Source organism: Companilactobacillus bobalius, assembly GCF_002179915.1.
GTDB classification, from domain to species: Bacteria; Bacillota; Bacilli; order Lactobacillales; family Lactobacillaceae; genus Companilactobacillus; species Companilactobacillus bobalius.
Window position 1 is genome coordinate 228,567 of sequence record NZ_MYFM01000006.1, and the last position, 23,537, is coordinate 252,103.

Consider the following 23,537-nt stretch of genomic DNA (forward strand, 5'->3'; position numbering starts at 1 on the left):
CCAATAGCTAAAAGGACTAAGCATTATGAATTCTAACAAAGTATTAGGTTCTATTCTTTTAGGAGTCGCTGCCAGCATTTGGGGTGGGACTTTCGTTGCAGTGAAAATGGTAGTGGGGCAGATTCATCCACTCCAATTGGTTTGGCTAAGATATTTAGTCGCATTAATCTTTTTAGTCGGTTTCTCATTGATTAAGCGAGAAAAGTGGCATTTGAAAAGAAAAGGTTTGAAATGGTTCATCTTGTCAGGTTTGACAGGGTACGCTCTTTCATTAGTGGCCCAAGAAACCGGAACGTGGTTTTCCAGCGCCCAAACAGGAGCCGTGGTAACTTCTTCAACACCAACTTTTATGGTGATTTTTGCCTGGTTAATTTTAAAGGAAAAATTAGATCGCGTTAAAGTCATTTCTTTGGTAATGGCAACACTTGGGGTAGTAATGATAGTCGGCATCCATTTGACCGGAAAACATATTTTAATTGGCGTTTTATTCTTGATATTAGCTGCATTAAGTTGGTCATTTATGTCCGTCATGATTAAATTGTTGTCGGACTATTCAGCTTTACAAATAACGATTGTTTCAACCATAGTCGCTATGATTTGTTTAACACCATTTGTGATGGGAGATTTGGCATCATTATCAAACGTTAATTTCTTCAATCCTAAAATCATTGCCTGTTTATTCTATGTTGGAGCGTTATCCACAGCCATGGCTTTTGTCATGTGGAATAAGGGTTTAACAATGGTCAGTCCCAGCGTTTCAGGGTTGATTTACTTGTTACAACCAATCGTTGGTACATTATTAGGTTGGTTAATTTTAGGAGAAGGTCTAACTTGGGGCTTTGCTGCAGGGACGGTTTTGATTTTGACTAGTGTTTGGGTTTCAATAAGATTTGCAAAATGAGTATTAAAAAATCCTATTCCGTGTGAAATAGGATTTTTTTGACCGCTTAAACATGTAATTTCTTCTTTAAAGCAGTTGTTAGTAATTCCGAAAAGTTAATATTGTTCTCTTTTCCCAACTTGTTGAGATAGTTGGGGATAGTCAAAGTCTTCTTGATAGTCTTGAAGTCATTTTTACGACGATATTCATCAATATCGACATCAACTAAGGTAACAACGTCGCTATTTTCTGCACTAGGAAGTGTGTAATTTGAATTCGGCACGTCTAAATTGTTATCTTGTCTATCAATAATATTCAAACCGATGTAATCACGAGCCATTTGAATAGCGTCATCAATGTCTTTGCCTTGAGTCAGGCCTTCAATATCAGGAATGCTGACAAAGTAGGGAACTGTTTGATCACTTGTTTTTGAAATTATAATTGGATATACGGTTTTCATTTTTAGTCTCCCTCATCATCCAAACGATGTTTTTTTATTATACTTTTTGCTAATAATTCATTGATTTCTCTATGTCTAGGAATCTGTTCTTTTTCAATGCCATTTGTCCAAATATCATGATTATTACCATGACGATATAAGTACCAACCCTTTTTACTTAAAAATTTGAGCAATCTTTTTTGATTCATTTCAAATTCCTTCGTCTTTTATAATATACGTATTTAATACGTGTGTAAAATGTTATAACTATTGTTACTATATAAATAAAATTACGCAAGATTTGAGATAGTACGATCAAATTAGACATTTTTAAGTAGGATAAAAAAGGACGAGTCCAACTGGATTCGTCCTTTTGTTTTTCTCTATTCTGATTTATGTATATCGCCTAGAATATCTTCACCGGAAAAATCAAAATCCATGTAAGATTGATTTTTGACGGGCAAATGTTGTTCCAAGGTATCAAATTGTTGGAGTTTTACATCTCCACTTGCTGTACCAAGTGATAACAAGTGACCACCGAAGTCATGATTGTCAGATAAGAAGTGATGGTGGAAACCACCAACAGCAGCTCCATCAAAGATTTCAGGTGAGTAATAACTCAACAAAGTACCTGTAACGGTATCTTTTTCAAAAATGCTTTGACTTTCAGCTGTCTTAGCTAGAGTATCGTAAGGTTTGTGTGATTTCTTCACCGCACGAGTTTTCACATTTGTAAATTGACCGTGTAACTCAATTGAGAAGAAAGTATTGGTACTTGTTAAGGATAGAATCTTCTCTTCAAGTTCTTTTTGGCTGATACCATCAACACTTGTTAATGGCTGATAACTGCCGAAATGAATGTTAGCAAAGGGCAGAGTGAAATCATCTTTTACGATATTAACACTACCGTTGCTGTCGACTTGATAAGGCGTGCCGTCTAAAATGACTAACTCACCGTCAAGACCTTCGCCAGTACCGATTCCTGTATCGCCATGTCTTAATAATTCCTTCATAGTGATAGTTCCATCGAGTAACCCTGGGACTAATAAAGCTAATGTTCCGTGTTGATAAAGAATATTTGTGTTTGACATGAAATCCTTCTTTCTATCTTAATTCAAGACGTCGTCAACCAACTTGGATGCTAATTGAATGTTGTCTGAATAATCAACGGGGATGTGCAAGATAACTGGTCCCTTAGTATCAAAAGCTTTTGCTAGCATTGGTTCGAGATCTTCGGCTCTCTCAACACGCATACCAGTAGCACCAAAACTTTCAGCGTATTTAACAAAGTCAACTGGTCCTAATTTAACTCCGGCATCGTGACCATATTTAGCGATTTCTTGGAAACGAACCATATCGTAATAACCGTCGTCCCAAATCAATTGTACGATATTGAGGTGTAAGCGGACAGCTGTTTCTAGTTCTTGACCAGAGAAGAGGAAGCCACCATCACCAGCAACGGAAACAACTGGCTTTTCAGGACGTTCCAACGCAGCAGCAATTGCCCAAGGAAGTGCGACACCAAGTGTTTGCATACCATTACTGAATAACAAGTGACGAGGTTTGTAACTTCTAAAATGACGAGCCATCCAGATGTAGAGACTACCAACATCAACTGTGACAGTTGTGTCGTCATCAACTTGATTTTGCAAAGCATGGATGATAGCAAGGGGGTGGATGCCGTTTTCATCGGAATGGTTAGCTGGAATAGCGTCTTTCTTGGTAAATTTCTCTTGTTGGTCAGCCAGATGTTTGTGCATATCAGAACCTAAGTCGATACCATCCGGTAAGTTAGAGCTGATTTCGTTAAGAGTCTTAGCAATATCAGCGTTCACAATCAAGTCAGGTTGATAATCATTAGTAATTTCAGGCTTGATACTATCGAGATTAATTATTTCTCCCGTGCGACCAATATTCCAATTACGGGCCTCATATTCGATAGGATCGTAACCGACTGCGATAATCAAATCACTTTCCTTAAGGATAGTGTCACCGATTTGGTTACGGAACAAGCCGACACGACCGTAATAATTTTTTTCCAAATCACGCGATATGACACCAGCACCCTGGAAGGTTTCCACAACTGGAATCGAGAACTTGTGCAGAAATTTGTGAATAGCGTCGGTAACTTCATTGGTAGAAGAACGCATACCTGCCAAAATTACGGGTAACTTAGCTTTTTCAATTTTTTCGATAATTTGGTTAAGCGTTTCTGAATCAACGCCACCTTGTTCAACTTTGTGTAGTGGTTTGATAACAGGGCGAGTTACGTCATCATTCAAGACATCTTGAGGAATAGACATGAAAGTTGCCCCAGCTTTAGGTGATACAGCATTTTGGTAAGCGTTTGCAAATGATTCCGATAAATTGTTGGCGTCTTGAACTTCAACACTGTCCTTAGTAGCGGCGGATAGGAGTTCCTTGCTAGAAATACTTTGGTGAGTTAAACGGGCAATATCGTTTCGAGGCACTTGACCACCTAGAGCAATCACTGGATCTCCCTCAGAAGTAGCGGTAATTAGACCAGTAGCTAGATTAGAGACACCAGGGCCTGAAGTAGTAGCCACAACACCAGGCTTACCAGTTAGACGACCAATACCTGCAGCAATGAAAGCTGCATTTTGTTCGTGACGAGTAATTATTAGTTTAGGAGTTCTTGGATCATCATTATGTTCAAGTGATTCAAAGAGTCGATCAATCTTAGCACCAGGGAGTCCGAAGACGTAATGAGCGCCTTGATTGATCATCGATTGGATCAAAGCTTGAGCACCATTAGTTTTTGTCATTGTATCTAACCTCTTTTTTGTGTAGATTTGTTCTATAATTATTTATAGGAAAAAAATAAAGCATTTGTGTTGATTTGTCAACACGTGAGTCTTTTCATGGAGTGAAAGTTAATGAAAAATATTGGATACTTAGCACAAGATATTTCTATCTTACACCGTCAATATTACAAGGATACGAGGGATGAATTCAATCAAATCAACTTGAATCCGACCGCAGCTTGTATTTTATTGGCTGTAAGTGATTATGAAAACATCAGTCAGAACCAAGTGGCCCGTTCCTTAGTAATTGATAAGGGGTTAGCAACTCGAGAGATCAATAAAATGAATCAATTGAATTACTTAACCAAATCAGATGGAGCTGGTAAAACTAAAGTTCTCAATTTGACTGAAGAGGGCAAGAAAATCGTAACAAAAGTCCAAAAGATTCGTAGTCAATGGTGGGAAGATCGCTTTGTTAAAGCTGGTATTCAAAAGGATAGTCCACTAGTTTCTTCCATTGAAGCAGTAGTTTCAACTATTGTTGATCCGATTGAAAAGTAAAAAAGAAGCTTATTCATACCGTTGCAGTATGGATTGAGCTTCCTTTTTGATGTTGGTAACTAAATTTTCTGGTGCTAAAACTTTTACATTTTGTCCCTGACTCAACAGCCACATCATAACGCCACGTTCGCCAAAAGTATCGGCTTCAATAATGACACTGCCACCATTCTGTGATTGTTTGGAATTATGATCTGAGAGTAAATTTCCATTGGCGTCACAGTGTGCTACAACTTTAGCAGTTGGAATGCGGTCGAGTGCAGCTTCAACGATACCCCAGAATTGAAATTTTAGATGAATCAATTTGCCGGGATACATGAATTGAATCTTTTGACGAAATTTACCTTCTTCAAAACGATCTTTATAGTCTAAATCAATCTTGCCAGTTACGTGATAGTCTTCGATTCGGTCAATTCGGTAAAGTAAGTTGTCCTTGTAATCAGGATTGTAGGAAACTAAATAAAAATAGTATTCAGAGAAAATCAGAGCTTGTGGCAGAATATTGCGAATAACTGTTTCCGAATGTTGACGACGGTATCTGATTTCAATAGCTTTTTTCTGTGTAATGTATTTGCTTAAAGTCCAAATTTTATCTAATAAATTTTGTTGATGATGCAAAGGCGTGTAGTTGAAGATCTCATTTTGAATCAAAGGCTGGACCTCACTACGGATTTGACTATTTGCCAAGTTTAAGAGTCCATCGACTGTATTAGTTAATTCACGCCGATTAAGCGCACGACTAGCCAATAAAATTTTGATCAAAACGAGGATTTCCTGAGCATTAAGAATGTGTTGATCACTGTGCATACGATAACCGGAATTGCTCCTCTCATACTGGATTCTGTAGGGCAGACAGATGTCTTCGAAAGTTAAATTTATCTGACTGATATCTCGTTGGATGGCACGTGGAGTCACATTATATTCACGGGCCAAGTCGTTCTTATTCAAAATTTGATTGTCAAGTAGTTTTATATAAATAGCGAAGCGACGCTCAGATGTGTTCAAAACTTTTCCTCTTTTTGCATAAGTGGACAGGATTCGTCTATCTATTATTATAAAGTAATTTTGAAGATAAAATTACTGTATTAAGGAGAATTAGGTGACAATTATGTCTGAAAAAGTAGACTATGATATTTTGAATGAATCATATAAAGGAATAGCTGAAGTTATTGGAGTTGAAGCGATGCTAAAAATTCGTGATAACTATTGTGGTATGCAACTACAACTGCCAATGCGACTCTATGACGCTAATAAATTACGTAAAAAACTTCAAAAAATGGACGTGCAATCGAACCAAATTATGATGTTATCGCGAAAGTATGGCTATTCACCACGTTGGATCAGGGAAGCCAGCAAATAAAAAAGAGCGTTTGACAACGCGTGATTTTACAATCATGCCTACTCAAACGCTTTTTTGTGTCTCTTTAACTTTTTCAATGTGAATCATCTTAGTGATGTTCTTGGGGAGAATCTGCTTCAAATTGTTACGCAGGTTCAAGATGACCATTGAGTGATCGTAATCGTTGATATTGAGAATCTTGATAGAATCGGAAAGCTTTATATCAATGTTACTTAGAATTTTGAATAAATAGGAATCTTCCGTAAAGTTGACTATTTTGAAAGTCGTATCGGAAATGTTCTGACTGGCTAACAAAGAATCAGTGGAATAAATGGGAATTGCGGAATTAATTGGGATGATGTTGCCGTGTGGACAAGTCTGTGGATATTCCAAGTAGATATTCAGACGGTCGATCAATAATAAATCGGGATGATCTGATAAGGTCGTGGCCTTATCGTAAATGTCACTCAACGGGATATCTAATTTCTCATAGAGCCAAGTTTCGATTAAACGATGTTGCTGAATTAAAGGGATGACATCATTTAAACCTTTCTTAGTTAACTTGCTACCGTAGTATTTCGTATATTTAACCAAGCCTAACTTGGAAAGATGTTGGGTACGGTCGGAAATAGAAGCCTTACTGACGTTAGCTTTGATGGCTAGATCTATATTGTTAACATTTTGGAAGCTGCCACCAAGCTCGAAAATAAGTCTTAAAAAATTTAGGTCGTTCAAAATCGTTCACCACTTTTTCTTAATAAGGTTCTTTCAACCTATTTTCTGCGATTCTTAAAAATCATGTCATCTAATAGTAAGGAATTAGTAAAAATTCTTGAATACATACCAACTAAAACCTCGGAGGTTAACCAGTTATTGGTTAAGAATTCCTCGTCATTGACTTCGTTGATTACCTCTCGATGTGTTTCTTTACGCATGATATTCCTCCATTAATAAGAATAAGAGTGATTTATTAGTTTAGACTAATAAAAATAGTTAAACATAAATATAAAAGCTATTGTATGGACATATTGTCAAATAGTTATATTCATGAATCGCTATAACTCTGTCGTTAACGCCTTTAATATAACATAATTATTTTATTTGAAATAGTTAAGTTGAGTTTAAGAATAATTTTTTATATCACATTAGGTAGCCTTGAAAGTCTTTATAATGGGCAAGTAATCGTTTTCTTGAAATTTTATAGAAAAATCGCTGATTGTACTTTTTTATTAGGCGGACTTAAAAAATAGTTTACATAGATTTAAAAAGCGGTAGAATGGTCTTTGGAAAGACGGGTAGGACTTACTTGTCTGATAAAAATTAATTGGAGGAAAGAAACCAATGTCAAAGCAAAATAACACATTTGAACGTGTCTTGGTTGGTGTTGATGATTCAGCTGATGCTCAATTAGCATTTAGATACGCTATGCATCGTTGCATCAAAGATAATTCAACTTTGATCATTACTTCCATATTGGAAAGCGGAGATATGAATGTATATCAAGCCTTAACTAGAGATTATGTTCACGGTGAACGTAAAGATCTTGAAGAGCATATGCAAGAGTATCGTAAAATTGCCTTGGATGCTGGAGTCCAAAAGGTCGAACTTGTAATTGGTGAAGGAGATCCTGGCGAGACAATCGTGAAAGATATCATTCCTACTGCCAAAGCTGACCTATTAGTAATCGGTTCGTTATCTAAGAAGGGGATTAGAAAGTACTTCGGTTCTCAAGCTGCATATATGGCGAAATATTCACCTATTTCAATTATGATTATTCGCTAAAACCAAATTTAAATATAAGGGGAGATTAATATGGCTGAAAAGCGTAAATTAATCCAATATGCCAATGGTCCTTCACTAGAAGAAATCAATGGTACAGTCGATGTTCCAAAGGACAAAGGCTTTTTCAAAACTCTACTTGCATACTCAGGTCCAGGAGCTTTAGTTGCCGTTGGTTACATGGATCCAGGTAACTGGTCAACATCAATCACCGGTGGTCAAAATTTCCAATACCTATTAATGTCAGTTATTCTCTTGTCTAGTTTAATTGCCATGTTGTTACAATATATGGCTGCTAAACTAGGCATCGTGAGTAAGATGGATTTGGCACAAGCAATTCGTGCTAGAACAAGTAGATCATTAGGAATCGTTTTATGGATTTTAACTGAGTTCGCTATTATGGCGACAGATATTGCTGAAGTTATCGGTGGTGCGATTGCTTTGTACCTATTATTCAATATTCCATTAGTAATCGCTGTATTTATCACCGTTGGTGATGTTTTAGTACTGTTATTATTAACTAAGATTGGTTTCAGAAAAATTGAAGCTATCGTTGTATGTTTAATTCTTGTTATTTTATTCGTATTCGTATACCAAGTTGCACTATCAGATCCTAACTGGGGCGCTGCCTTTGCTGGATTAGTTCCAACAGGTAAGACCTTCGCTACACATCCAACAATTGGTGGACAATCACCATTGCAAGGTGCTCTAGGAATCATTGGTGCCACAGTTATGCCTCATAACTTGTACTTACATTCAGCTATTTCTCAAACAAGAAAAGTTGATCATGCTGATGAAAAATCAGTTGCACAAAACGTACGTTTCTCAGCTTGGGATTCAAATATTCAATTAACAGCCGCATTCTTTGTTAATGCTTTGCTATTGATCATGGGTGTTGCCGTCTTCAAGAGTGGTGCCGTTAAAGATCCATCATTCTTCGGTTTATACCAAGCTCTATCAGATACATCAACACTAAGTAATGGCGTTTTGATTGCCGTTGCTAAATCAGGTATCCTTTCAACATTGTTCGCTGTAGCTTTGTTAGCTTCAGGTCAAAATTCAACAATTACAGGTACACTTTCAGGACAAGTTATCATGGAAGGTTTCGTTCATATGAAGATGCCTCTATGGTTACGTCGTTTAGTAACACGTTTGCTATCAGTTATTCCAGTTCTAATCTGTGTTATGTTAACAAGTGGTAAGAGTTCAATTGATGAGCACGTGGCTTTGAATGATTTAATGAACAACTCACAAGTCTTCTTAGCCTTCGCCTTACCATTCTCAATGTTGCCATTACTATTAATGACCGACAGTGTTACTGAAATGGGTAAGAAATTTAAGAACGCAGTCTGGATCAAAGGATTCGGTTGGTTCTCAGTTCTAGCCCTAACAGGATTAAACCTTTACGGATTGCCAGATCAAATCAAGGCTTTCTATGGAGATGGAATTACAGCAGCACAATCAACACAAGCCGACATCATCGCCTGGGTATTAATCGTAGCCGTAGTAGCCTTACTAGTATGGACATTGGTTGATATGCACAAAGGTAATGAAAGATTGAAGACAGAATTAGCAAGTGAACACGTATCATCAACATATGAACACTTGGCTAAACTATCAAGAGAAGCCGGTTCAGAAGCTGAATTCGATAAAGAAGCAGTCGCAGAAAGATAGAGAGCGAAGTAAGAGCGGTCAGCCTCTGAGGATGTGCCTTGGAATTGCCCGTCATACTTGAGAAACTCATTTTTACTATATTTCCAAGAACCATAGTTATCAAAAAATAGAATTTAGAAGATATGAAACGTTAAAACAAAAATGGCTAGAAAATGATAAGTTTTCTGGCCATTTTGCTATATCAAATATTAAAATTAAATACAACGGATGATTTGAATTTCTTATATGGAGAGAAAATATAATGGACAATCAAAACAAAATTAAAAATATTGATAATACTATTCAAGAATTTATTAACTCATCTTTTAAAAGCTCTAGTTTACTTGAAAATGTATTGAAACAATACAAAGAATTGAACGACAATCAAAAGAATGTCATAGAAAAAAGAATGTATGTCATTTATCGGGGAAAGTTTGGTTTCCTTTTTTCGAATTCCTTTTATAAAGAAACACTTTTTTGGATGTATAAAACGATGCAGCATGAAAGATTTTCTAAAGAACTTAAAGAAAATAAAAGTGCATTTTTATCAGAAGCAGTAAAAACTTTGCTGATTTTATATCTAGAAGACAGGGAAAGTAATAAATTAATTCAGGCAAAAGAATACTTTGAACAATTGGAAAAAATTGGAGTATTCGATGAGCAGACTCAAGATATTTATAGCGAAGATACTAAAATTTTATATGCTATAAGGGATAATGGACTATGGACGGAAACAAATTTAACGGTGCCAATAGCAATGAATAGCACATTAGAGCCCGTTAAAGTTTTTCTTCAACAAGATGAATTAGTTGCTAGTGTTTCTTGTACTAGAGGAGCTAATAATTCTATTATTCAAACAAATGGTAATGTTACTAGATTTCAGGATAGAGAATCTATAGTTAGCAATTCTAAATGGACTGTAAAAATAAATAATTATTTATCTTGTGAGAAAAACAGCTCTAAAGATAAAACTGCATCAGTAATGCAAGAGATTGTATGTAAATCGATTAATTTGGTTATTGATCAGTATAGACAAAAGACGGGTGAGTATTGGATTAAAAGAATTTATCCTTCAATGATAGGAATGCATTCTATTAAATATGGTGCTATGGATACTGTGTTTAGAAATATACCAATGTATGATAGAGGAACGTATGAAATATCCCCTAATGTAGAAACATTAAGTCTCTCTGATATATATGAGTCCAACTCGTCGCCACTATATGAAAAGCTTTATTTAGATGCGAAGGCTTATTTACTTATTGAGGAATTGGGTGAAAGCGTATTGTTATTAAATATGGCATTTGAAAATTTTACATACGAAGTTATCTGTCCTTGTATAGAAAAAATTAGTAAGGGAAAATATGCAAAAAATTTTTATTATGGAGTAAAAAAATATGATGATTATTTTTTGAAAGATTATATAACTGAAGAAGAATATAAAGAGGCTGTTTCAAAGAAAATCATTAAAGCAAGTGGAACATCAATGTATGCTATATACAAAATACTTTGGAATGAGTCATCCAAAGTATCTAGTAGAGTTTCAAAAACAAAAATGAATAAATTGATTTCATGTATACGTGATAATAGAAATGAGTTTTCACATGGTAGTTCTAATACAAAAAAGATTTATTTCAATAAAGTTAAAGAACAGTTAGATGCATTTCAAGAATTAATTGAGGTTTGTAGTATACAATGTGACTAAGGTGACTGTGTGTTGAATCTTTAAATCAAAATACCATCACAATGATCAACTTCATGTTGAATAATTTGAGCAATGAAGTCAGAGAACTCTTGTGTATGTTCTTTGAAATTAACATCTAAATACTTAACCGTAATATTTTTATAACGTTTAGTAGGACGTTCACCGTCAAGAGAAAGACAACCTTCAGAAGTGTGATAGGGATTCTGCATACTTATAATAGAAGGATTTATCATAGGAACATTCATTATTCCCATAGAAAAGGCGATGATACGTTTGTTGACGCCAATCATGTTGGCTGCCATACCGACACAGTTTTCGGAATGTGATTGTAGAGTGTCGAGTAGATCTTGAACGACTTGAGAATCATTTTTAGTGGCTAATTTGGATTTTTGACTGAGAAGTGCTTGGTCGTGGTTTATTGGTTTAATCATAATTAAACTCCTAGAATAGAATGTTCTCATTATAAGCGATGAAAGATAGTAGATTCAAGCAACAAACGGCTATAATGAGGGTAGTTAATCAATTCAGAGGAGCGTGGAACCAATGAATCTATTATTTGCGATTGATGATCGTGTCGTCGATCAACTACTAACAGTCTTATACTCAATCAAACGTAATACCTCCGCAACCAGTTTTTCCGTATATGTGATTCAAGATAAGAAATTAACTCATACCCAAAGGATTATCCAGGTCTGTAAGAAACTCAAGATGACCTATCATCCAATCATTGTTTCCAATACCCATTTCGACAAGGCACCAGTGACCGACCGCTATCCGAAGACAATTTATTATCGCTTGCTGGCCTACGAGTATCTACCCAAGAATCTGAAGCGAGTACTCTACCTCGATACCGACGTTTTAGTGATCAATGATTTGAAAAAATTATATAACATGGACTTCGACGGTTACTGGTACGCAGCCGCTAGTCACATCGCACTGGATGTAACTGATTCATTAAATAAGATCCGTTTAGGTAACTTTGATACCGATGGCTATTACAATTCTGGAGTCATTTTGATGAACCTGCCGGAAGAACGAGAACATGTCAAAGCTGAAGATATTTATGGCTACATCAGAATTAAGAATCTAGCACTGTTCTTACCAGATCAAGATATCTTGAATGGACTCTATGGACAGCACATCAAAAAGATTCCCGATGAACTCTACAATTACGATGCTCGAATGAATCCACTCTATTACACCAAGAGTAACGGCGTCTGGGATATTGATTGGGTAATTGAACATACCTCAATCTTACATTTCTGTGGGCGGGATAAACCTTGGAAGTCAGATTACAAAGAACGCTTCTCCGGATTGTACAAACATTATGCACATGTTGCCAAAAGCTTACATTAGTAGGCTTTTTTTATTTTGCCTAAATTTTATATCAAAGTGATATCACTTTGATATAAAGGTGCTATAATACAGATATGGCAGATAAGATGATTGCATTAAGACTAGATAAAGATTTGTACGACCGAATAGCAGAAGATGCAGGTCGTGAGAATCGTAGTGTTAATAATTATATTGTCACCAAATTGAGTGAAGCTGTACCTACAAATAACCTCGAACAGCGCCAAATTGTAGGGTCTATCGTCAGAGGGGATAAGATCAACATGGCAAACGACTTGGTCGAGGTTAAAGGTATCTACTATCGCTATGATTTACTGGCAAACGATTCAGTTAACACCCAACGTAATTATCAGGTTATTAAAGCAAATGGTAATATCCTGACAATACAGGAATTAAAATAGAAAAGTAGGCGGGGAATAATGTTTGGATTTAAGGTAGTGCGTCAAAATCATGTAGGATTGGTTGAAACTTTGGGGAGATACAAGCGTGAAGTTAACGCTGGTTTGAGTTTTTACATTCCCATTTTTCAAAAAGTTAGAATAGTGGACCTTGCAATGATACCGTTGTCCTTAAAAGGATATTCCGTTATTACCAAAGATAACGCTGAAGTACAGACAAACGTTACATTAAATTATCACGTTACCGATGCGCGTAAATTCGAATATGAAAACAGCAACTCAGTTGAATCAATGGTGCAATTAGTCCGTGGACACTTACGTGATATTATCGGTAAGATCGACTTGAACGAAGCACTAGGGTCAACCTCAAAGATCAACGCAGATTTAGCCGCAGCAATCGGGGATTTGACTAATACCTACGGAATCAAAGTAGACCGTGTAAATATCGATGAATTGAAACCATCAGCTTCCATCACCGAATCAATGGAGAAACAAATCAGAGCTGATCGTGAGAAGACAGCCGCCATTGCTAAAGCAAATGGTGAAGCCAGAAGTATTGAAATTGAAACAAAAGCCAGAAACGATGCGACCGTCTCAACAGCCAAAGCCGAAGCAGCTGCAACCATCGCCAGAGCCGATGCCAAAGCATACGAAATCAAGAAGTTGAATGACATGTTAGCATCAGCCGACAATAAATACTTCACAGATCAACAAATCCAAGCATTCGCAGCCTTGGCAGAATCTTCAAGTAATACCGTTGTGATGAGTAAAGAAGATATCGGAAAGTTCTCCGAAATCCCCGTTACCGCACAAGTTATGAATCAGATTAGTAAAAAGTAGAGAGAGCGGAGTGAGGGCGGTTAGCCTCCGAGGATTTGCCTAAGTACTGAAATCGCACGCGGATTTTGCGGGCAATTTCAATACTGTAGCAAACCGGAAGAGGTTGCCCTCACGCAGCTCGTTTCCACTATATTGCCAAGAACATTGGTTATCTAAATAAAGAACCGCTCAAGATTGCAAAAAGAATAATCATCATTTATAATATTTATGTAATCGAAAAGAGACCACAGGAATATGGCTCCCGTGATCTCAATCATGACTCGAAAAATTTCGTTGGTTGGCTAACCCTAGTGGTTAGCTTTTTTTATTATCCAATAGGCCACTGCAAAAAATATGCAGGCGATACCTAGTTGAACAACGGATTCTGCGAAAGCAAACACAGCCCAACGCACCTTATCATTTCACTCATAGTTAACCCTCCATTTCTCCAGTAATCGAGAGGGAGTATACTACTTGTTTTTAAAGCCACTAAAGTCAATAAAGAGAAATGACCCTTTACGACTCTAGCTTGAGTATAACTAAATAAATCAAACTTTTAAAATTTGATTTGTGATAATTGAGCATAAGTATTTTGATAACCCTCAGCATGAGGGCTTTTTTTATCTCTAAAAAAACAAAGCTCTTGACTATATGTTTATATCGACATATACTATTAATTGTCGATAACGACACAAGGAGGCAAATAACTATGACAAAAACATTTAAAACTTTAGAAGACTTTTTAGGAACACATTTCATTTACACATACGATAACGGTTGGGAATATGAATGGTACGCAAAAAACGACCACACAGTTGACTACCGTATTCACGGTGGTATGGTTGGTGGCCGTTGGGTAACTGATCAAAAAGCTGATATCATTATGTTAACAGAAGGTATTTACAAGATTTCTTGGACAGAACCAACAGGTACAGACGTAGCCTTGGACTTCATGCCTAATGAAAAGAAATTACACGGAACAATCTTTTTCCCTAAGTGGGTTGAAGAACATCCAGAAATTACTGTGACATATCAAAATGAACATATTGATTTAATGGAAGAATCACGTGAAAAGTACGAGACATATCCAAAATTAGTTGTGCCTGAATTTGCTAATATCACATATATGGGTGATGCTGGTCAAGATAACGAAGATGTTATCAGTGAAGCACCTTATAAAGGGATGCCTGATGATATTAGAAATGGTAAATATTTCGATAAGAATTATAACCGTATTAATAAATAGTATTAGAATGATATACGAGAACATCGTATATCATTTTTTTTGGAGGAATTATGCCTAAGAGACGAATTTTGCCATATGTATTGCTTGGATTGATAAACAATAAAGGCAAGTTATCCGGATACCAAATCAGTCAAGAATTCAAAAATGAAGTTGGCGAATTTTGGCGTGCATCACACAGTCAGATTTATCCCGAACTAGCTCGTATGAAAGAGGACGGTTGGTTAATTGATCAAGAAGATGGTAAATCAACTTACTATCAAATTACTGAAGTCGGCCATGGAGTTTTGCGTGCCTGGATGGAAGAACCACTGCAAGCAGATGAGGACTTGTTCTCGCTAAAAATGTACTTTGTATTGGATGAAACAGATCCGCTGATGAAGAAACTGATTTTTGAAGAGTTAAAAATTAATCAGGATAAGTATGCTCATTTGCAAATACGACTCCAAACAGTATTTTCCAATCAGCAACAAATAAAAAATAATTATGGTCACTATTTGATTTTGACGCGTGCTATCGAACGAGAAAAAAATCATATTGAGTGGTTAAAACGAGAAAGCGACGTTTAATGACGTCCTTTTTTTGTACAATTGAACTTGACTCCCGATATATTTGAACATACAAAGATGAATGAACCGGTTCGAATATAGTTATTCTTTTTTATTAATAGCCTAACTAACTATTAATAATAGGAAGAAACACAAAAAATAAAAATAATAAGTCTCCATTAATATGTCATTTCATAGGACTTTATACATGCTTTTTGTATTGCGCCGTGCATTTTTACAGTATCCAAGTTTTTGCTATTTTATATATTAGTGGAGTTCGGGAGGAAATAATTTTGAAAAAGGAAAAAATTCGCTACGAGGTTTTACATCCAACATACAAGGCTCTTTATGATTTAGTTGGCGAAGATAATATGATGAAAGTTTATCATGAATTCCGAGGCACCCAAGTACAGATGCCGATGAAACTCTATGATCGTCAAACACTTAAAAAATATTTGGGAAGCATCAGTGATAAGACCATAAGTATTAAAGATTTGTCACACATCTATGGTTTTTCCCAGAGATGGATTAGAAAGGCATTGTTTAAGGATAAAAAATGAAGCTAAGAAATTTAAACTTGGTCGTCCAAAATATATGTAAAAACAATTAATCAAAAAGTAAAAATAAAAATCTGGTTAACCTTTACTAAACGGAAAAAAGCGTCTGGTAAACGTTGCCAAATTTTTAAATTTGTCAAGAATTATTGTTTGGAACGAGCTAATGGACTATACTTTTTTATACATGCTTTAATTAAGCTGGGGTTTTTATGTATATAATTTACAATAACTTGTATATATTCGGAGGACGAAGTGGAATCAGAACAAAATATTAGTATGATGCAGATCGTAGGCATCTTACGCAAACATATAAAAGCAATTTTCGGAACAACTATTGTTGTTACTTTGGCAGCAATTTTCGTTACCTTTTTCGTTATGACACCAAAATATAGCGCCACTACACAAATTTTGGTCAATCGTAAATTATCAGATGATATGCAATCAGCGCAGTTCCAACAAGTTCAGGCTGATGTTCAGATGATTAGTACTTATAAGGATATTATTACTAGTCCTACTGTTTTAAGAGATGTTAATAAGGAAGTAAGCGCGTATCCGGGATATCCGGGTTCAATAAATGCGTTAAAGAGTTCGTTATCCATCAGTAATGCTCAGAATTCTCAAGTGTTTTCAGTAACGGCAAAATCTTCTGATGCAGGAACTGCAGCAGCAATCGCTAATATGACAGCAAAAGTTTTTAAGAAAAAAGTAGTAAAAATTATGAGTGTTAATAATGTTTCAATTGTTTCTGAAGCTACGGCAAATACAAAACCGGTAAGTCCTAGAAAGGCCTTAAATGTTATAGCTGGTGTAATTATAGGCTTAATCTTAGGAATAGCATTAGCATTTATTCGTGAGTTAACTGATAGAACAGTTTCAACTGAGACGTTCTTAACTGATGATTTAGGACTTACGAGTTTGGGAACTGTTGCTGAAATTGATCAAAAAGATATTGAAAGAACTGTTGAACATAAGAAAGTTCAATCTAAATTGAGTATCAATAAATCTTCAAGAAATCATAGAAGGGTCTAGGGAATAAAATGGCATTATTTAAAAAGAAAACTACAAAGCTAGATAATTATAGTTTGAAAAATGGTGTTGGTTTGGTTACTTATGATGACCCTACCAGTACGATTTCAGAGCAATTTAATACTATCAGAACTAATATTCAATTCTCATCTGTAGATAAAAAGTTGAATTCAATTTTATTCACTTCATCTGCTCCATCTGAAGGTAAATCTACCGTAAGTAACAATGTTGCGGTAACTTGGGCTAAACAAGGTGAGACCGTTGTTCTTGTTGATGCCGATCTTCGTCGTCCAACAATCCATAAAACCTTTAATGTAAGTAATCGTGTTGGATTGTCCAGTTACTTATTGGGAAATGCTTCATTTGAAGATGTTATTCAACCAACTATGGTTAAAAATCTATTTGTTATTACTAGTGGACCAATACCACCTAATCCGTCCGAACTTCTTGGGAGTATGAGAACTAAGGATTTAATTAATCGTCTTGAAGATAAATTTGGATTATTAATTATGGATACGCCACCAGTTAATACAGTTACTGATGCGCAAGTCTTGGCAGCACAAATTGATGGTGTAATTATGGTTGTACCTCAAGGAATTGCTGAAAAAGCTGGCGTTGCTCATGCTAAGCAATTATTAGATACGGTTCATGCTAATATTCTAGGTGTGATTATGAATCGTGTCACAAAAGAAAAGTCACAAGGCTATTATGGTGGATACTATGGTGGTTATTATGGCGGATACTATGGAGCTGAGAAAGAGAAATGAAATTAATTGATTTGCATTGCCACATATTGCCAGGCGTTGATGATGGTTCCAAAGATATGCAGATGTCATTAGATTTGGCTAAGGCAGCTGTAGATCAAGGAATTACCAATAGTCTGGTAACTCCTCACCATATGGATGGGGAATACACTAATCACAAACAAGATGTGATTAGAAAGACTAATGAATTTCAAGAAGCTTTAGATAATGCAGGCATACCGTTGAGTGTGTTTGCTAGTCAGGAAGTTCATCTAACAGGGGAACTAATGGATGCCATTGCTAAAGATGATGTTCTGTTCATGGATGAAACTAATCGTTATATATTGTTAGAGATGCCACACGATGGTATTCCTGAATATACAGCGGACATGATTTTTGATTTAACTACTCGTGGTATAACGCCAGTTATTGCCCATCCAGAGCGTAATCAAGGAATCCAAGAGGATCCTGATAAATTATATGATTTCGTTAAAATGGGATGTTTAACACAATTGACAAGTAGCAGTTATCTTGGTGTGTTTGGTAAAAGGGTTCAAACACTTACTGAAGAAATCATTAAAGCCAATTTAGGATTTGTTTTTTCATCTGATGCCCATAATTTTAAGGGGCGTAGATATTTGATGAAGGAAGCCTTTGAGAAGTTAGAAAAAGAAGAGGGACTTCGCAAGGCACAATTATTTAATCTTAATGCAAGAAATATCATCAATGGTGATGACGTTGGTGATACTGATTTTATTGAGATATCTTCATTACCTAAGAAGAAAAAGAAATTTTGGCTATTTTAGTATAAAGACAGTGTTTTTAGGGGGGATTTTAATATGGAATATTTTGATGATAAAAGTGATAAGGCAACTGTTAATCTTGAATATCAGAATAGAAGGTATATCTATCGAATGTCAAAAAGAATTTTTGACTTTGTTGCAAGCTTATTAGGATTAATAATTTTATCACCATTATTTTTGATTGTCGCAGTTATGATAAAAATTGAAGATCCAAAAGGCCCCGTTTTTTATTCACAAATACGATTAGGAAAAAATAAAAAGTCATTTAAAATGTTTAAATTCCGTTCAATGATAGTTGATGCTGATAGTCATTTAAAGGAATTATTGAAACAAAATGAAATTGAAGGTGCTATGTTTAAGATGAAAAACGACCCTAGAGTTACAAGGGTAGGACAATTTATCAGAAAATATAGTATTGATGAACTTCCACAATTAGTTAATGTATTGTTAGGCCAAATGAGTTTAGTGGGACCTCGTCCACCTTTACCAAGAGAAGTTGCTAAGTATACAGATCATGACATGCAAAGACTAACTGTGAAACCTGGTTGTACGGGCTTATGGCAAGTTAGTGGAAGAAACGATGTTGGATTTGATGAAATGGTTAGTTTGGATCTTAAATATATAAGTAAAAGAAGTATTTCTTTTGATTTGTACGTTATGATCAAGACTGTCGGTATTTTCTTTGTCCCTAATGGGGCATATTAATAAATTTATAACTATATTTTTTGTAAGGCTGAGTGTTGATTGCATAATCTCACTGGGCCTTATATTGTTAAAAGAAGTTAATTGAGGATGTTTAACTATGAAAGATTTTTTTATTGGTGTTGCCGGGCACAAGAAATATGATATGCCGAAAGATAATTCTTATGTTCCCATTCAAGTTGGTGCCTCGGGTAAAATGACAATACCAAATTTTACAAGAGATGATATAGGGGATAATATTTCTAATTTGAATTCCAACTATAGTGAATTGACAGGAATATACTATATCTGGAAAAATGTTAATTCTAGGTATAAAGGATTGGTTCATTATCGCAGATATCTTAAAAGTAAAGAAAATCATTTTACTAATGGGGAAAATAAAATTTTTGATAAGATTTTAACTACTTCAGATTTGGAATCGTTGTTTAAAAGCGCTGATGTTATTTTACCTCAAAAGAGAAAATATTATATTGAAACAAATTACTCACATTATGTTCATGCCCATCCATCTGAGGCATTGAAATGTACAAAGAATATTATTTCCGAGATGTATCCCAAATATAGAAGTTCGTATGATGAAGTAATGAATGCAAGATCTGCTCATATGTTTAATATGTTTATTATGAAATCAGAATTCTTTGATGAATATTGTGAGTGGTTATTTTCTATTCTTTTTGAATTACAAAATAGATTAGATATATCAGATTATTCAAAGCAAGAGGCTCGAGTTTTTGGCTATGTAAGTGAACTTTTATTGGATGTATGGTTAAAGAACAATAAGATTTCGTTTGTAGAAGTGCCAGTGTTGTATGTAGAGGGACAACAATTGTTTAAAAAGGGAATTGGATTTATTAAAAGAAAAGTTATTGGACATGGTGAAGCACATATTAAAAGTCATGTTGATTAGGTAATAATTGGAGAGAGATTTTATGAATACACCATTAGTTTCAGTAGTGATTCCAGTATTTAATGTTGAAGAATATCTTAAAAAATGTTTAAAAAGTGTAGAAAATCAAACTTATGAGAATATTGAAGTAGTAATGGTTAATGATGGTTCTACAGACAGTAGTAGAAGTATTTGTAAAGAATTTGTGAATGAAGATTCTAGATTTAAACTATTTGACAAGATTAATGGTGGATTGTCCGATGCAAGAAATTTTGGAGTCAGTAAATCTAGTGGTGATTTTGTTACTTTCGTTGATTCAGATGATTTTATAGATAATGATTATGTCGAGTATCTTTATGATCTTCTATCAAAAAATAATGTAAAAATGTCTATTTGCCAACACAGGACTGTTTTTACTAATGGGAAAGTAGAACATCATTTTTACCATGGAAATGAGAAACTTTCATCTGTAAAAACATTAGAACGACTTTTATATTCTGATGAAGTGGATACTTCTGCTTGGGCAAAATTATATAGCAAAGATTTATTTTGGAATATAGAATTTCCTGTCGGAAAATTATTTGAAGATATTTCAACCACTTATAAGTTTATTATGGCGTCAGAGTACGTTTCTATTGGTAGCGATGAAAAATATAATTATGTATATCGCTCTAAGTCTATTGTTAATAGAAAGTTCAGCTTGAATAAGATGGATTTGATTAGTATGACTGATCAAATGGGGAAAGACGTTAGCAAGAAATTTCCTCTGCTGGAAAGAGCTGTTTTACGTAGAAGGGTCTATGCTAAAATTAGTACACTTAACCAAATGCAAGGTGTTAAAGAACATAGGGATATAAAGAACAAACTAGTGAAACAAATTCGCTTGAATGGATTTAAAGTTCTAGGTGATTCTAAGACGCCTACAAGGGATAAAGTTGCCTTAATTTTAATATACCTTGGCTATCCCGTATACAGTTGTTTTTGGAAGTATTATCTTAAAGTAAAAAAGGGAATATAGTATGGATTCTTTAAATAAAGAGGAAAAATCAAATCCAGTAGTATCAGTAATAATACCGGTATTCAATGTAGTAAGTTATTTAGAAAAGTCTGTAAAAAGTGTTTGTACTCAAACATATGATAACTTAGAAATTTTATTAATAGATGATGGTTCAACAGACGGGTCTGATAAATTATGTGATTCTCTTGCAAATCATGATGCTCGTATTAGGGTTATTCATAAAAAAAACTCGGGAATAGCTGATACTAGAAATGTCGGATTAGAGAATGTGCATGGTGATTTTATAGTATTCATTGATTCGGATGATTGGGTGAAGTCTGAGATGATAGAACGATTGTTGAACGTCCTTTTAAATGAAAATGCTGATATTGTTGCTTGTGAAAACTACTTTGTATATGGCGATAGAATAGAAAAACCAGATACTTCTGGAAAATGTGTTCGTCAAGATAGTGATTCAAGTTTGAAGACATTACTGGATGACAGAAAGTTCAGAAGTAGAACTTGGGGGAGAATTTATAAAGCCTCTACTTGGAAAGGAATTTCATTTCCTTCGGGTACAACTTATGAGGACGTTTCTACGGTTTATAAAACGTACTTAAAAGCCAAAGTTATAGTTTTATTAGATGAACCATTGTACTTTTATAATCAACGAGATAATTCCATAGTTCATTCCGATAGTTATAAGTCCTTTTTTAATTTGTTGGATGCGAGGATTTTGAGAAAAAAGGAACTAGGTAAATTGAAACCAAAATTTTTACCTGAATTAAAAGTCTCTGTTATTGCAGCAATAATTGACATATATAGAGAGGCTGCATTGTCAAATCAGAGATTAGACTTTGGTGAGGATGAAAAACTACAATTAATTCTGTCAAAGAATTATGGGAAGTTAGAAAAAAAACTTCTCTCTCCTAGGTATAGAGCTGAATTAAATCTATTAAAGCTTTCTAAAGGGATGTTTTACTCTATGGAAAATAAGTTGAATAGTTTAGTTATTCATATTAAACGGATGGGGAAATGAGATGGGTTATTTATTAATATTTTTTATCTGCATAATTATTTTCATTGTCTTTATAAGACGTGATCTTACACACCCATTAATTTATTTTTTAATTCCATGGGTTTTGTGTCTTTTAACTTATGTGTTAGATATATATCGGATTAATGGGCAGATAAATCAGGAAGCTTTAAATTTAGTAATTATAGGTACATTAAGTTTCATTTTAGGAACTGTATTAATCCGTAAGACTTTAGTAGGGGCATTTAGAATAAATAATTCTGGAAGTGCTTTCCCAACAACTTATAGAAATTGGTTGATTAAACTAATAATTGTTTTCAGTACCGTATTCAATATTATGTTAGTTGTCATTATGATTAATTATTTAAGAAGTGGTATTAGTTATGCATATATTAGAGACTTGCTATATTCATATAATGATGATGGAACAAAGTTTTTTACTTCTAAGCTAATGTTGAATGTTTATAATATTGTCGATGTTCCAATGACGTATTGTGTTGCACCAGTAGCAGTTATTGAACTCTTTCATGGTAGGCTAAAGTTACAATATAAAGTAATGAGTTGGATAAGTATTGGTGCTTACATAATAGCAACTGGTGGACGATTAATTATTATGTTTATGCTATTCCAGTTTATTTTTGCTATGGGATACTATAGGAAAGATATTCCATGGAAAACTATTAGAAGAGTTGGAATGTTTGTCCTAGTTTTAGGAATAGTTGCTTTTGTTACCACATTGTTTAGGGTTAAGTCTCAAAGTGTCGGATCTTTAAAAATCAATTCAGTATATGCATATTTCAATGTAAACTTACCAATATTATCTCGATGGATAGGTACAGTAGATACTAGTGGCGTTAAGGGAAATGGTCTAGCATTTTTTGGTGGAATCTTTCAGCTTTTGGATGTGATCCTAAACAAATTTGGAATAAATTTACCAGTATATGAAAATGTTGCAAATTTAATTAATATACCTCAACAAAATTGGGTTCAAATATATTCAGGTAATTGGTATAACGCGTTTGATACTATGTTTTATGATTTATATATTGATTTTCGAATTTGGGGAGTCTTCATCGGTTCCCTGATTTTGGGTGGATTAAGTAAATGGATATATGTATTATCTACAGAATTTAAAAATGAGAAATATGTATTTCCAGCTATGATCCTAGTTGAAATACTAGCATCGTCCTTTTTTAGATGGCAATTTGGAACATTTACTTTTACCGGGGCGTTTTTACTATCGTTCTTTATGTTTAAGAATTTAAAAAGTAATGAAACTAATGGTTCAGAGGATTTGAGGTAAATACA

General features: G+C 34.7%; 28 protein-coding genes. 20 read left to right on the forward strand and 8 right to left on the reverse strand.

Annotated elements, in window-relative coordinates:
• Window positions 1-25: 25 nt before the first annotated feature.
• Window positions 26-901: a DMT family transporter gene (locus tag LKACC16343_RS10410; protein ID WP_056953474.1), complete on the forward strand. Its 876-nt coding sequence runs from the start codon at window positions 26-28 to the stop codon at window positions 899-901.
• A gap of 46 nt (window positions 902-947) precedes the next feature.
• Here the strand turns inward: LKACC16343_RS10410 and LKACC16343_RS10415 are convergent, their stop codons facing one another.
• The 4 genes from LKACC16343_RS10415 to alsS form a co-directional block, all read right to left on the reverse strand.
• Window positions 948-1,340 (reverse strand): type II toxin-antitoxin system HicB family antitoxin, encoded by a 393-nt coding sequence (locus LKACC16343_RS10415; protein ID WP_056953476.1) that lies wholly within the window; start codon window positions 1,338-1,340, stop codon window positions 948-950.
• 2 nt (window positions 1,341-1,342) lie between these two features.
• Window positions 1,343-1,528, reverse strand: a complete 186-nt coding sequence (locus tag LKACC16343_RS10420; protein ID WP_056953478.1) for a type II toxin-antitoxin system HicA family toxin — start codon at window positions 1,526-1,528, stop codon at window positions 1,343-1,345.
• Window positions 1,529-1,702: 174 nt separating this feature from the next.
• The gene (budA, locus tag LKACC16343_RS10425) at window positions 1,703-2,410 is read right to left on the reverse strand and encodes an acetolactate decarboxylase (RefSeq protein ID WP_056953480.1); all 708 of its coding nucleotides are present in this window, start codon (window positions 2,408-2,410) and stop codon (window positions 1,703-1,705) included.
• A gap of 18 nt (window positions 2,411-2,428) precedes the next feature.
• On the reverse strand, window positions 2,429-4,105 hold the full coding sequence (alsS, locus tag LKACC16343_RS10430) for an acetolactate synthase AlsS (RefSeq protein WP_056953482.1): 1,677 nt from the start codon (window positions 4,103-4,105) through the stop codon (window positions 2,429-2,431).
• Between the two features lie 111 nt (window positions 4,106-4,216).
• Between alsS and LKACC16343_RS10435 the strand changes: the two genes are divergently transcribed.
• On the forward strand, window positions 4,217-4,645 hold the full coding sequence (locus tag LKACC16343_RS10435) for a MarR family winged helix-turn-helix transcriptional regulator (protein ID WP_056953484.1): 429 nt from the start codon (window positions 4,217-4,219) through the stop codon (window positions 4,643-4,645).
• A 9-nt stretch (window positions 4,646-4,654) separates the two neighbouring features.
• Here LKACC16343_RS10435 and LKACC16343_RS10440 read toward each other — a convergent pair whose 3' ends face one another.
• Complete coding sequence (locus LKACC16343_RS10440) at window positions 4,655-5,647, reverse strand: helix-turn-helix transcriptional regulator (protein WP_082604555.1); 993 nt, start codon at window positions 5,645-5,647, stop codon at window positions 4,655-4,657.
• Window positions 5,648-5,750: 103 nt separating this feature from the next.
• Here LKACC16343_RS10440 and LKACC16343_RS10445 point away from each other — a divergent pair, with 103 nt between their 5' ends.
• On the forward strand, window positions 5,751-6,002 hold the full coding sequence (locus LKACC16343_RS10445; protein WP_143444247.1) for a Mor transcription activator family protein: 252 nt from the start codon (window positions 5,751-5,753) through the stop codon (window positions 6,000-6,002).
• Between the two features lie 42 nt (window positions 6,003-6,044).
• On the opposite strand, the gene LKACC16343_RS10450 is transcribed toward LKACC16343_RS10445, so the two are convergent.
• Window positions 6,045-6,716 carry a metal-dependent transcriptional regulator gene (locus LKACC16343_RS10450; protein WP_056953488.1) on the reverse strand — a complete coding sequence of 224 codons (672 nt, stop codon included), beginning with the start codon at window positions 6,714-6,716 and terminating at the stop codon, window positions 6,045-6,047.
• A gap of 38 nt (window positions 6,717-6,754) precedes the next feature.
• Window positions 6,755-6,916 carry a hypothetical protein gene (locus LKACC16343_RS14350; protein WP_156638765.1) on the reverse strand — a complete coding sequence of 54 codons (162 nt, stop codon included), beginning with the start codon at window positions 6,914-6,916 and terminating at the stop codon, window positions 6,755-6,757.
• A gap of 406 nt (window positions 6,917-7,322) precedes the next feature.
• Here LKACC16343_RS14350 and LKACC16343_RS10455 point away from each other — a divergent pair, with 406 nt between their 5' ends.
• The 3 genes from LKACC16343_RS10455 to LKACC16343_RS14575 all read left to right on the forward strand — a co-directional run bounded on the left by LKACC16343_RS10455 (window position 7,323) and on the right by LKACC16343_RS14575 (window position 11,118).
• A complete protein-coding gene (locus LKACC16343_RS10455) occupies window positions 7,323-7,763 on the forward strand; it encodes a universal stress protein (RefSeq protein ID WP_056953489.1) in 441 nt (146 codons plus the stop codon).
• Window positions 7,764-7,793: 30 nt separating this feature from the next.
• Window positions 7,794-9,434, forward strand: coding sequence for an Nramp family divalent metal transporter (locus LKACC16343_RS10460; protein WP_056953491.1), 1,641 nt, complete (start codon window positions 7,794-7,796; stop codon window positions 9,432-9,434).
• Between the two features lie 241 nt (window positions 9,435-9,675).
• Window positions 9,676-11,118 carry a hypothetical protein gene (locus LKACC16343_RS14575; RefSeq protein WP_234032516.1) on the forward strand — a complete coding sequence of 481 codons (1,443 nt, stop codon included), beginning with the start codon at window positions 9,676-9,678 and terminating at the stop codon, window positions 11,116-11,118.
• Window positions 11,119-11,138: 20 nt separating this feature from the next.
• Here the strand turns inward: LKACC16343_RS14575 and LKACC16343_RS10470 are convergent, their stop codons facing one another.
• Window positions 11,139-11,549, reverse strand: a complete 411-nt coding sequence (locus tag LKACC16343_RS10470; RefSeq protein WP_056953493.1) for a peptide deformylase — start codon at window positions 11,547-11,549, stop codon at window positions 11,139-11,141.
• Window positions 11,550-11,661: 112 nt separating this feature from the next.
• Between LKACC16343_RS10470 and LKACC16343_RS10475 the strand changes: the two genes are divergently transcribed.
• The 14 genes from LKACC16343_RS10475 to LKACC16343_RS10540 all read left to right on the forward strand — a co-directional run bounded on the left by LKACC16343_RS10475 (window position 11,662) and on the right by LKACC16343_RS10540 (window position 23,532).
• Window positions 11,662-12,474, forward strand: a complete 813-nt coding sequence (locus LKACC16343_RS10475) for a glycosyltransferase family 8 protein (protein WP_056953495.1) — start codon at window positions 11,662-11,664, stop codon at window positions 12,472-12,474.
• 74 nt (window positions 12,475-12,548) lie between these two features.
• Window positions 12,549-12,872 (forward strand): hypothetical protein, encoded by a 324-nt coding sequence (locus LKACC16343_RS10480; RefSeq protein WP_054643824.1) that lies wholly within the window; start codon window positions 12,549-12,551, stop codon window positions 12,870-12,872.
• Window positions 12,873-12,890: 18 nt separating this feature from the next.
• Window positions 12,891-13,709: an SPFH domain-containing protein gene (locus LKACC16343_RS10485; protein WP_025085357.1), complete on the forward strand. Its 819-nt coding sequence runs from the start codon at window positions 12,891-12,893 to the stop codon at window positions 13,707-13,709.
• A 688-nt stretch (window positions 13,710-14,397) separates the two neighbouring features.
• Window positions 14,398-14,934: a phenolic acid decarboxylase gene (locus LKACC16343_RS10490; RefSeq protein ID WP_056953497.1), complete on the forward strand. Its 537-nt coding sequence runs from the start codon at window positions 14,398-14,400 to the stop codon at window positions 14,932-14,934.
• A gap of 50 nt (window positions 14,935-14,984) precedes the next feature.
• Window positions 14,985-15,500: a PadR family transcriptional regulator gene (locus LKACC16343_RS10495; protein ID WP_056953499.1), complete on the forward strand. Its 516-nt coding sequence runs from the start codon at window positions 14,985-14,987 to the stop codon at window positions 15,498-15,500.
• A gap of 272 nt (window positions 15,501-15,772) precedes the next feature.
• Entirely contained in the window at window positions 15,773-16,039 is a 267-nt protein-coding gene (locus LKACC16343_RS10500; RefSeq protein WP_056953502.1) for a hypothetical protein, read from the forward strand.
• A gap of 249 nt (window positions 16,040-16,288) precedes the next feature.
• Window positions 16,289-17,065 (forward strand): YveK family protein, encoded by a 777-nt coding sequence (locus LKACC16343_RS10505; protein ID WP_056953503.1) that lies wholly within the window; start codon window positions 16,289-16,291, stop codon window positions 17,063-17,065.
• An 8-nt stretch (window positions 17,066-17,073) separates the two neighbouring features.
• Window positions 17,074-17,829, forward strand: coding sequence for a CpsD/CapB family tyrosine-protein kinase (locus tag LKACC16343_RS10510; protein WP_056953506.1), 756 nt, complete (start codon window positions 17,074-17,076; stop codon window positions 17,827-17,829).
• The gene (locus LKACC16343_RS10515; RefSeq protein WP_056953507.1) at window positions 17,826-18,611 is read left to right on the forward strand and encodes a tyrosine-protein phosphatase; all 786 of its coding nucleotides are present in this window, start codon (window positions 17,826-17,828) and stop codon (window positions 18,609-18,611) included. The genes LKACC16343_RS10510 and LKACC16343_RS10515 overlap by 4 nt, the downstream gene beginning before the upstream one ends.
• A gap of 33 nt (window positions 18,612-18,644) precedes the next feature.
• Window positions 18,645-19,313 (forward strand): sugar transferase, encoded by a 669-nt coding sequence (locus tag LKACC16343_RS10520; RefSeq protein WP_056953509.1) that lies wholly within the window; start codon window positions 18,645-18,647, stop codon window positions 19,311-19,313.
• Between the two features lie 97 nt (window positions 19,314-19,410).
• On the forward strand, window positions 19,411-20,217 hold the full coding sequence (locus LKACC16343_RS10525) for a DUF4422 domain-containing protein (protein ID WP_056953512.1): 807 nt from the start codon (window positions 19,411-19,413) through the stop codon (window positions 20,215-20,217).
• A 22-nt stretch (window positions 20,218-20,239) separates the two neighbouring features.
• Window positions 20,240-21,214, forward strand: a complete 975-nt coding sequence (locus LKACC16343_RS10530; RefSeq protein WP_056953514.1) for a glycosyltransferase family 2 protein — start codon at window positions 20,240-20,242, stop codon at window positions 21,212-21,214.
• A gap of 1 nt (window position 21,215) precedes the next feature.
• Window positions 21,216-22,232 carry a glycosyltransferase family 2 protein gene (locus LKACC16343_RS10535; RefSeq protein WP_056953516.1) on the forward strand — a complete coding sequence of 339 codons (1,017 nt, stop codon included), beginning with the start codon at window positions 21,216-21,218 and terminating at the stop codon, window positions 22,230-22,232.
• 1 nt (window position 22,233) lies between these two features.
• Complete coding sequence (locus tag LKACC16343_RS10540; RefSeq protein ID WP_056953518.1) at window positions 22,234-23,532, forward strand: O-antigen polymerase; 1,299 nt, start codon at window positions 22,234-22,236, stop codon at window positions 23,530-23,532.
• The last annotated feature ends 5 nt before the right edge of the window (window positions 23,533-23,537 follow it).

Coding starts and splice junctions, on each gene's coding strand:
- LKACC16343_RS10410 (WP_056953474.1), top strand. CDS start 26: ATGAATTCTAACAAAGTATTAGGTTCTATTCTTTTAGGAGTCGCTGCC.
- LKACC16343_RS10415 (WP_056953476.1), bottom strand. CDS start 1,340: ATGAAAACCGTATATCCAATTATAATTTCAAAAACAAGTGATCAAACA.
- LKACC16343_RS10420 (WP_056953478.1), bottom strand. CDS start 1,528: ATGAATCAAAAAAGATTGCTCAAATTTTTAAGTAAAAAGGGTTGGTAC.
- budA (WP_056953480.1), bottom strand. CDS start 2,410: ATGTCAAACACAAATATTCTTTATCAACACGGAACATTAGCTTTATTA.
- alsS (WP_056953482.1), bottom strand. CDS start 4,105: ATGACAAAAACTAATGGTGCTCAAGCTTTGATCCAATCGATGATCAAT.
- LKACC16343_RS10435 (WP_056953484.1), top strand. CDS start 4,217: ATGAAAAATATTGGATACTTAGCACAAGATATTTCTATCTTACACCGT.
- LKACC16343_RS10445 (WP_143444247.1), top strand. CDS start 5,751: ATGTCTGAAAAAGTAGACTATGATATTTTGAATGAATCATATAAAGGA.
- LKACC16343_RS14350 (WP_156638765.1), bottom strand. CDS start 6,916: ATGCGTAAAGAAACACATCGAGAGGTAATCAACGAAGTCAATGACGAG.
- LKACC16343_RS10455 (WP_056953489.1), top strand. CDS start 7,323: ATGTCAAAGCAAAATAACACATTTGAACGTGTCTTGGTTGGTGTTGAT.
- LKACC16343_RS10460 (WP_056953491.1), top strand. CDS start 7,794: ATGGCTGAAAAGCGTAAATTAATCCAATATGCCAATGGTCCTTCACTA.
- LKACC16343_RS14575 (WP_234032516.1), top strand. CDS start 9,676: ATGGACAATCAAAACAAAATTAAAAATATTGATAATACTATTCAAGAA.
- LKACC16343_RS10470 (WP_056953493.1), bottom strand. CDS start 11,549: ATGATTAAACCAATAAACCACGACCAAGCACTTCTCAGTCAAAAATCC.
- LKACC16343_RS10475 (WP_056953495.1), top strand. CDS start 11,662: ATGAATCTATTATTTGCGATTGATGATCGTGTCGTCGATCAACTACTA.
- LKACC16343_RS10480 (WP_054643824.1), top strand. CDS start 12,549: ATGGCAGATAAGATGATTGCATTAAGACTAGATAAAGATTTGTACGAC.
- LKACC16343_RS10485 (WP_025085357.1), top strand. CDS start 12,891: ATGTTTGGATTTAAGGTAGTGCGTCAAAATCATGTAGGATTGGTTGAA.
- LKACC16343_RS10490 (WP_056953497.1), top strand. CDS start 14,398: ATGACAAAAACATTTAAAACTTTAGAAGACTTTTTAGGAACACATTTC.
- LKACC16343_RS10495 (WP_056953499.1), top strand. CDS start 14,985: ATGCCTAAGAGACGAATTTTGCCATATGTATTGCTTGGATTGATAAAC.
- LKACC16343_RS10510 (WP_056953506.1), top strand. CDS start 17,074: ATGGCATTATTTAAAAAGAAAACTACAAAGCTAGATAATTATAGTTTG.
- LKACC16343_RS10515 (WP_056953507.1), top strand. CDS start 17,826: ATGAAATTAATTGATTTGCATTGCCACATATTGCCAGGCGTTGATGAT.
- LKACC16343_RS10520 (WP_056953509.1), top strand. CDS start 18,645: ATGGAATATTTTGATGATAAAAGTGATAAGGCAACTGTTAATCTTGAA.
- LKACC16343_RS10525 (WP_056953512.1), top strand. CDS start 19,411: ATGAAAGATTTTTTTATTGGTGTTGCCGGGCACAAGAAATATGATATG.
- LKACC16343_RS10530 (WP_056953514.1), top strand. CDS start 20,240: ATGAATACACCATTAGTTTCAGTAGTGATTCCAGTATTTAATGTTGAA.
- LKACC16343_RS10535 (WP_056953516.1), top strand. CDS start 21,216: ATGGATTCTTTAAATAAAGAGGAAAAATCAAATCCAGTAGTATCAGTA.
- LKACC16343_RS10540 (WP_056953518.1), top strand. CDS start 22,234: ATGGGTTATTTATTAATATTTTTTATCTGCATAATTATTTTCATTGTC.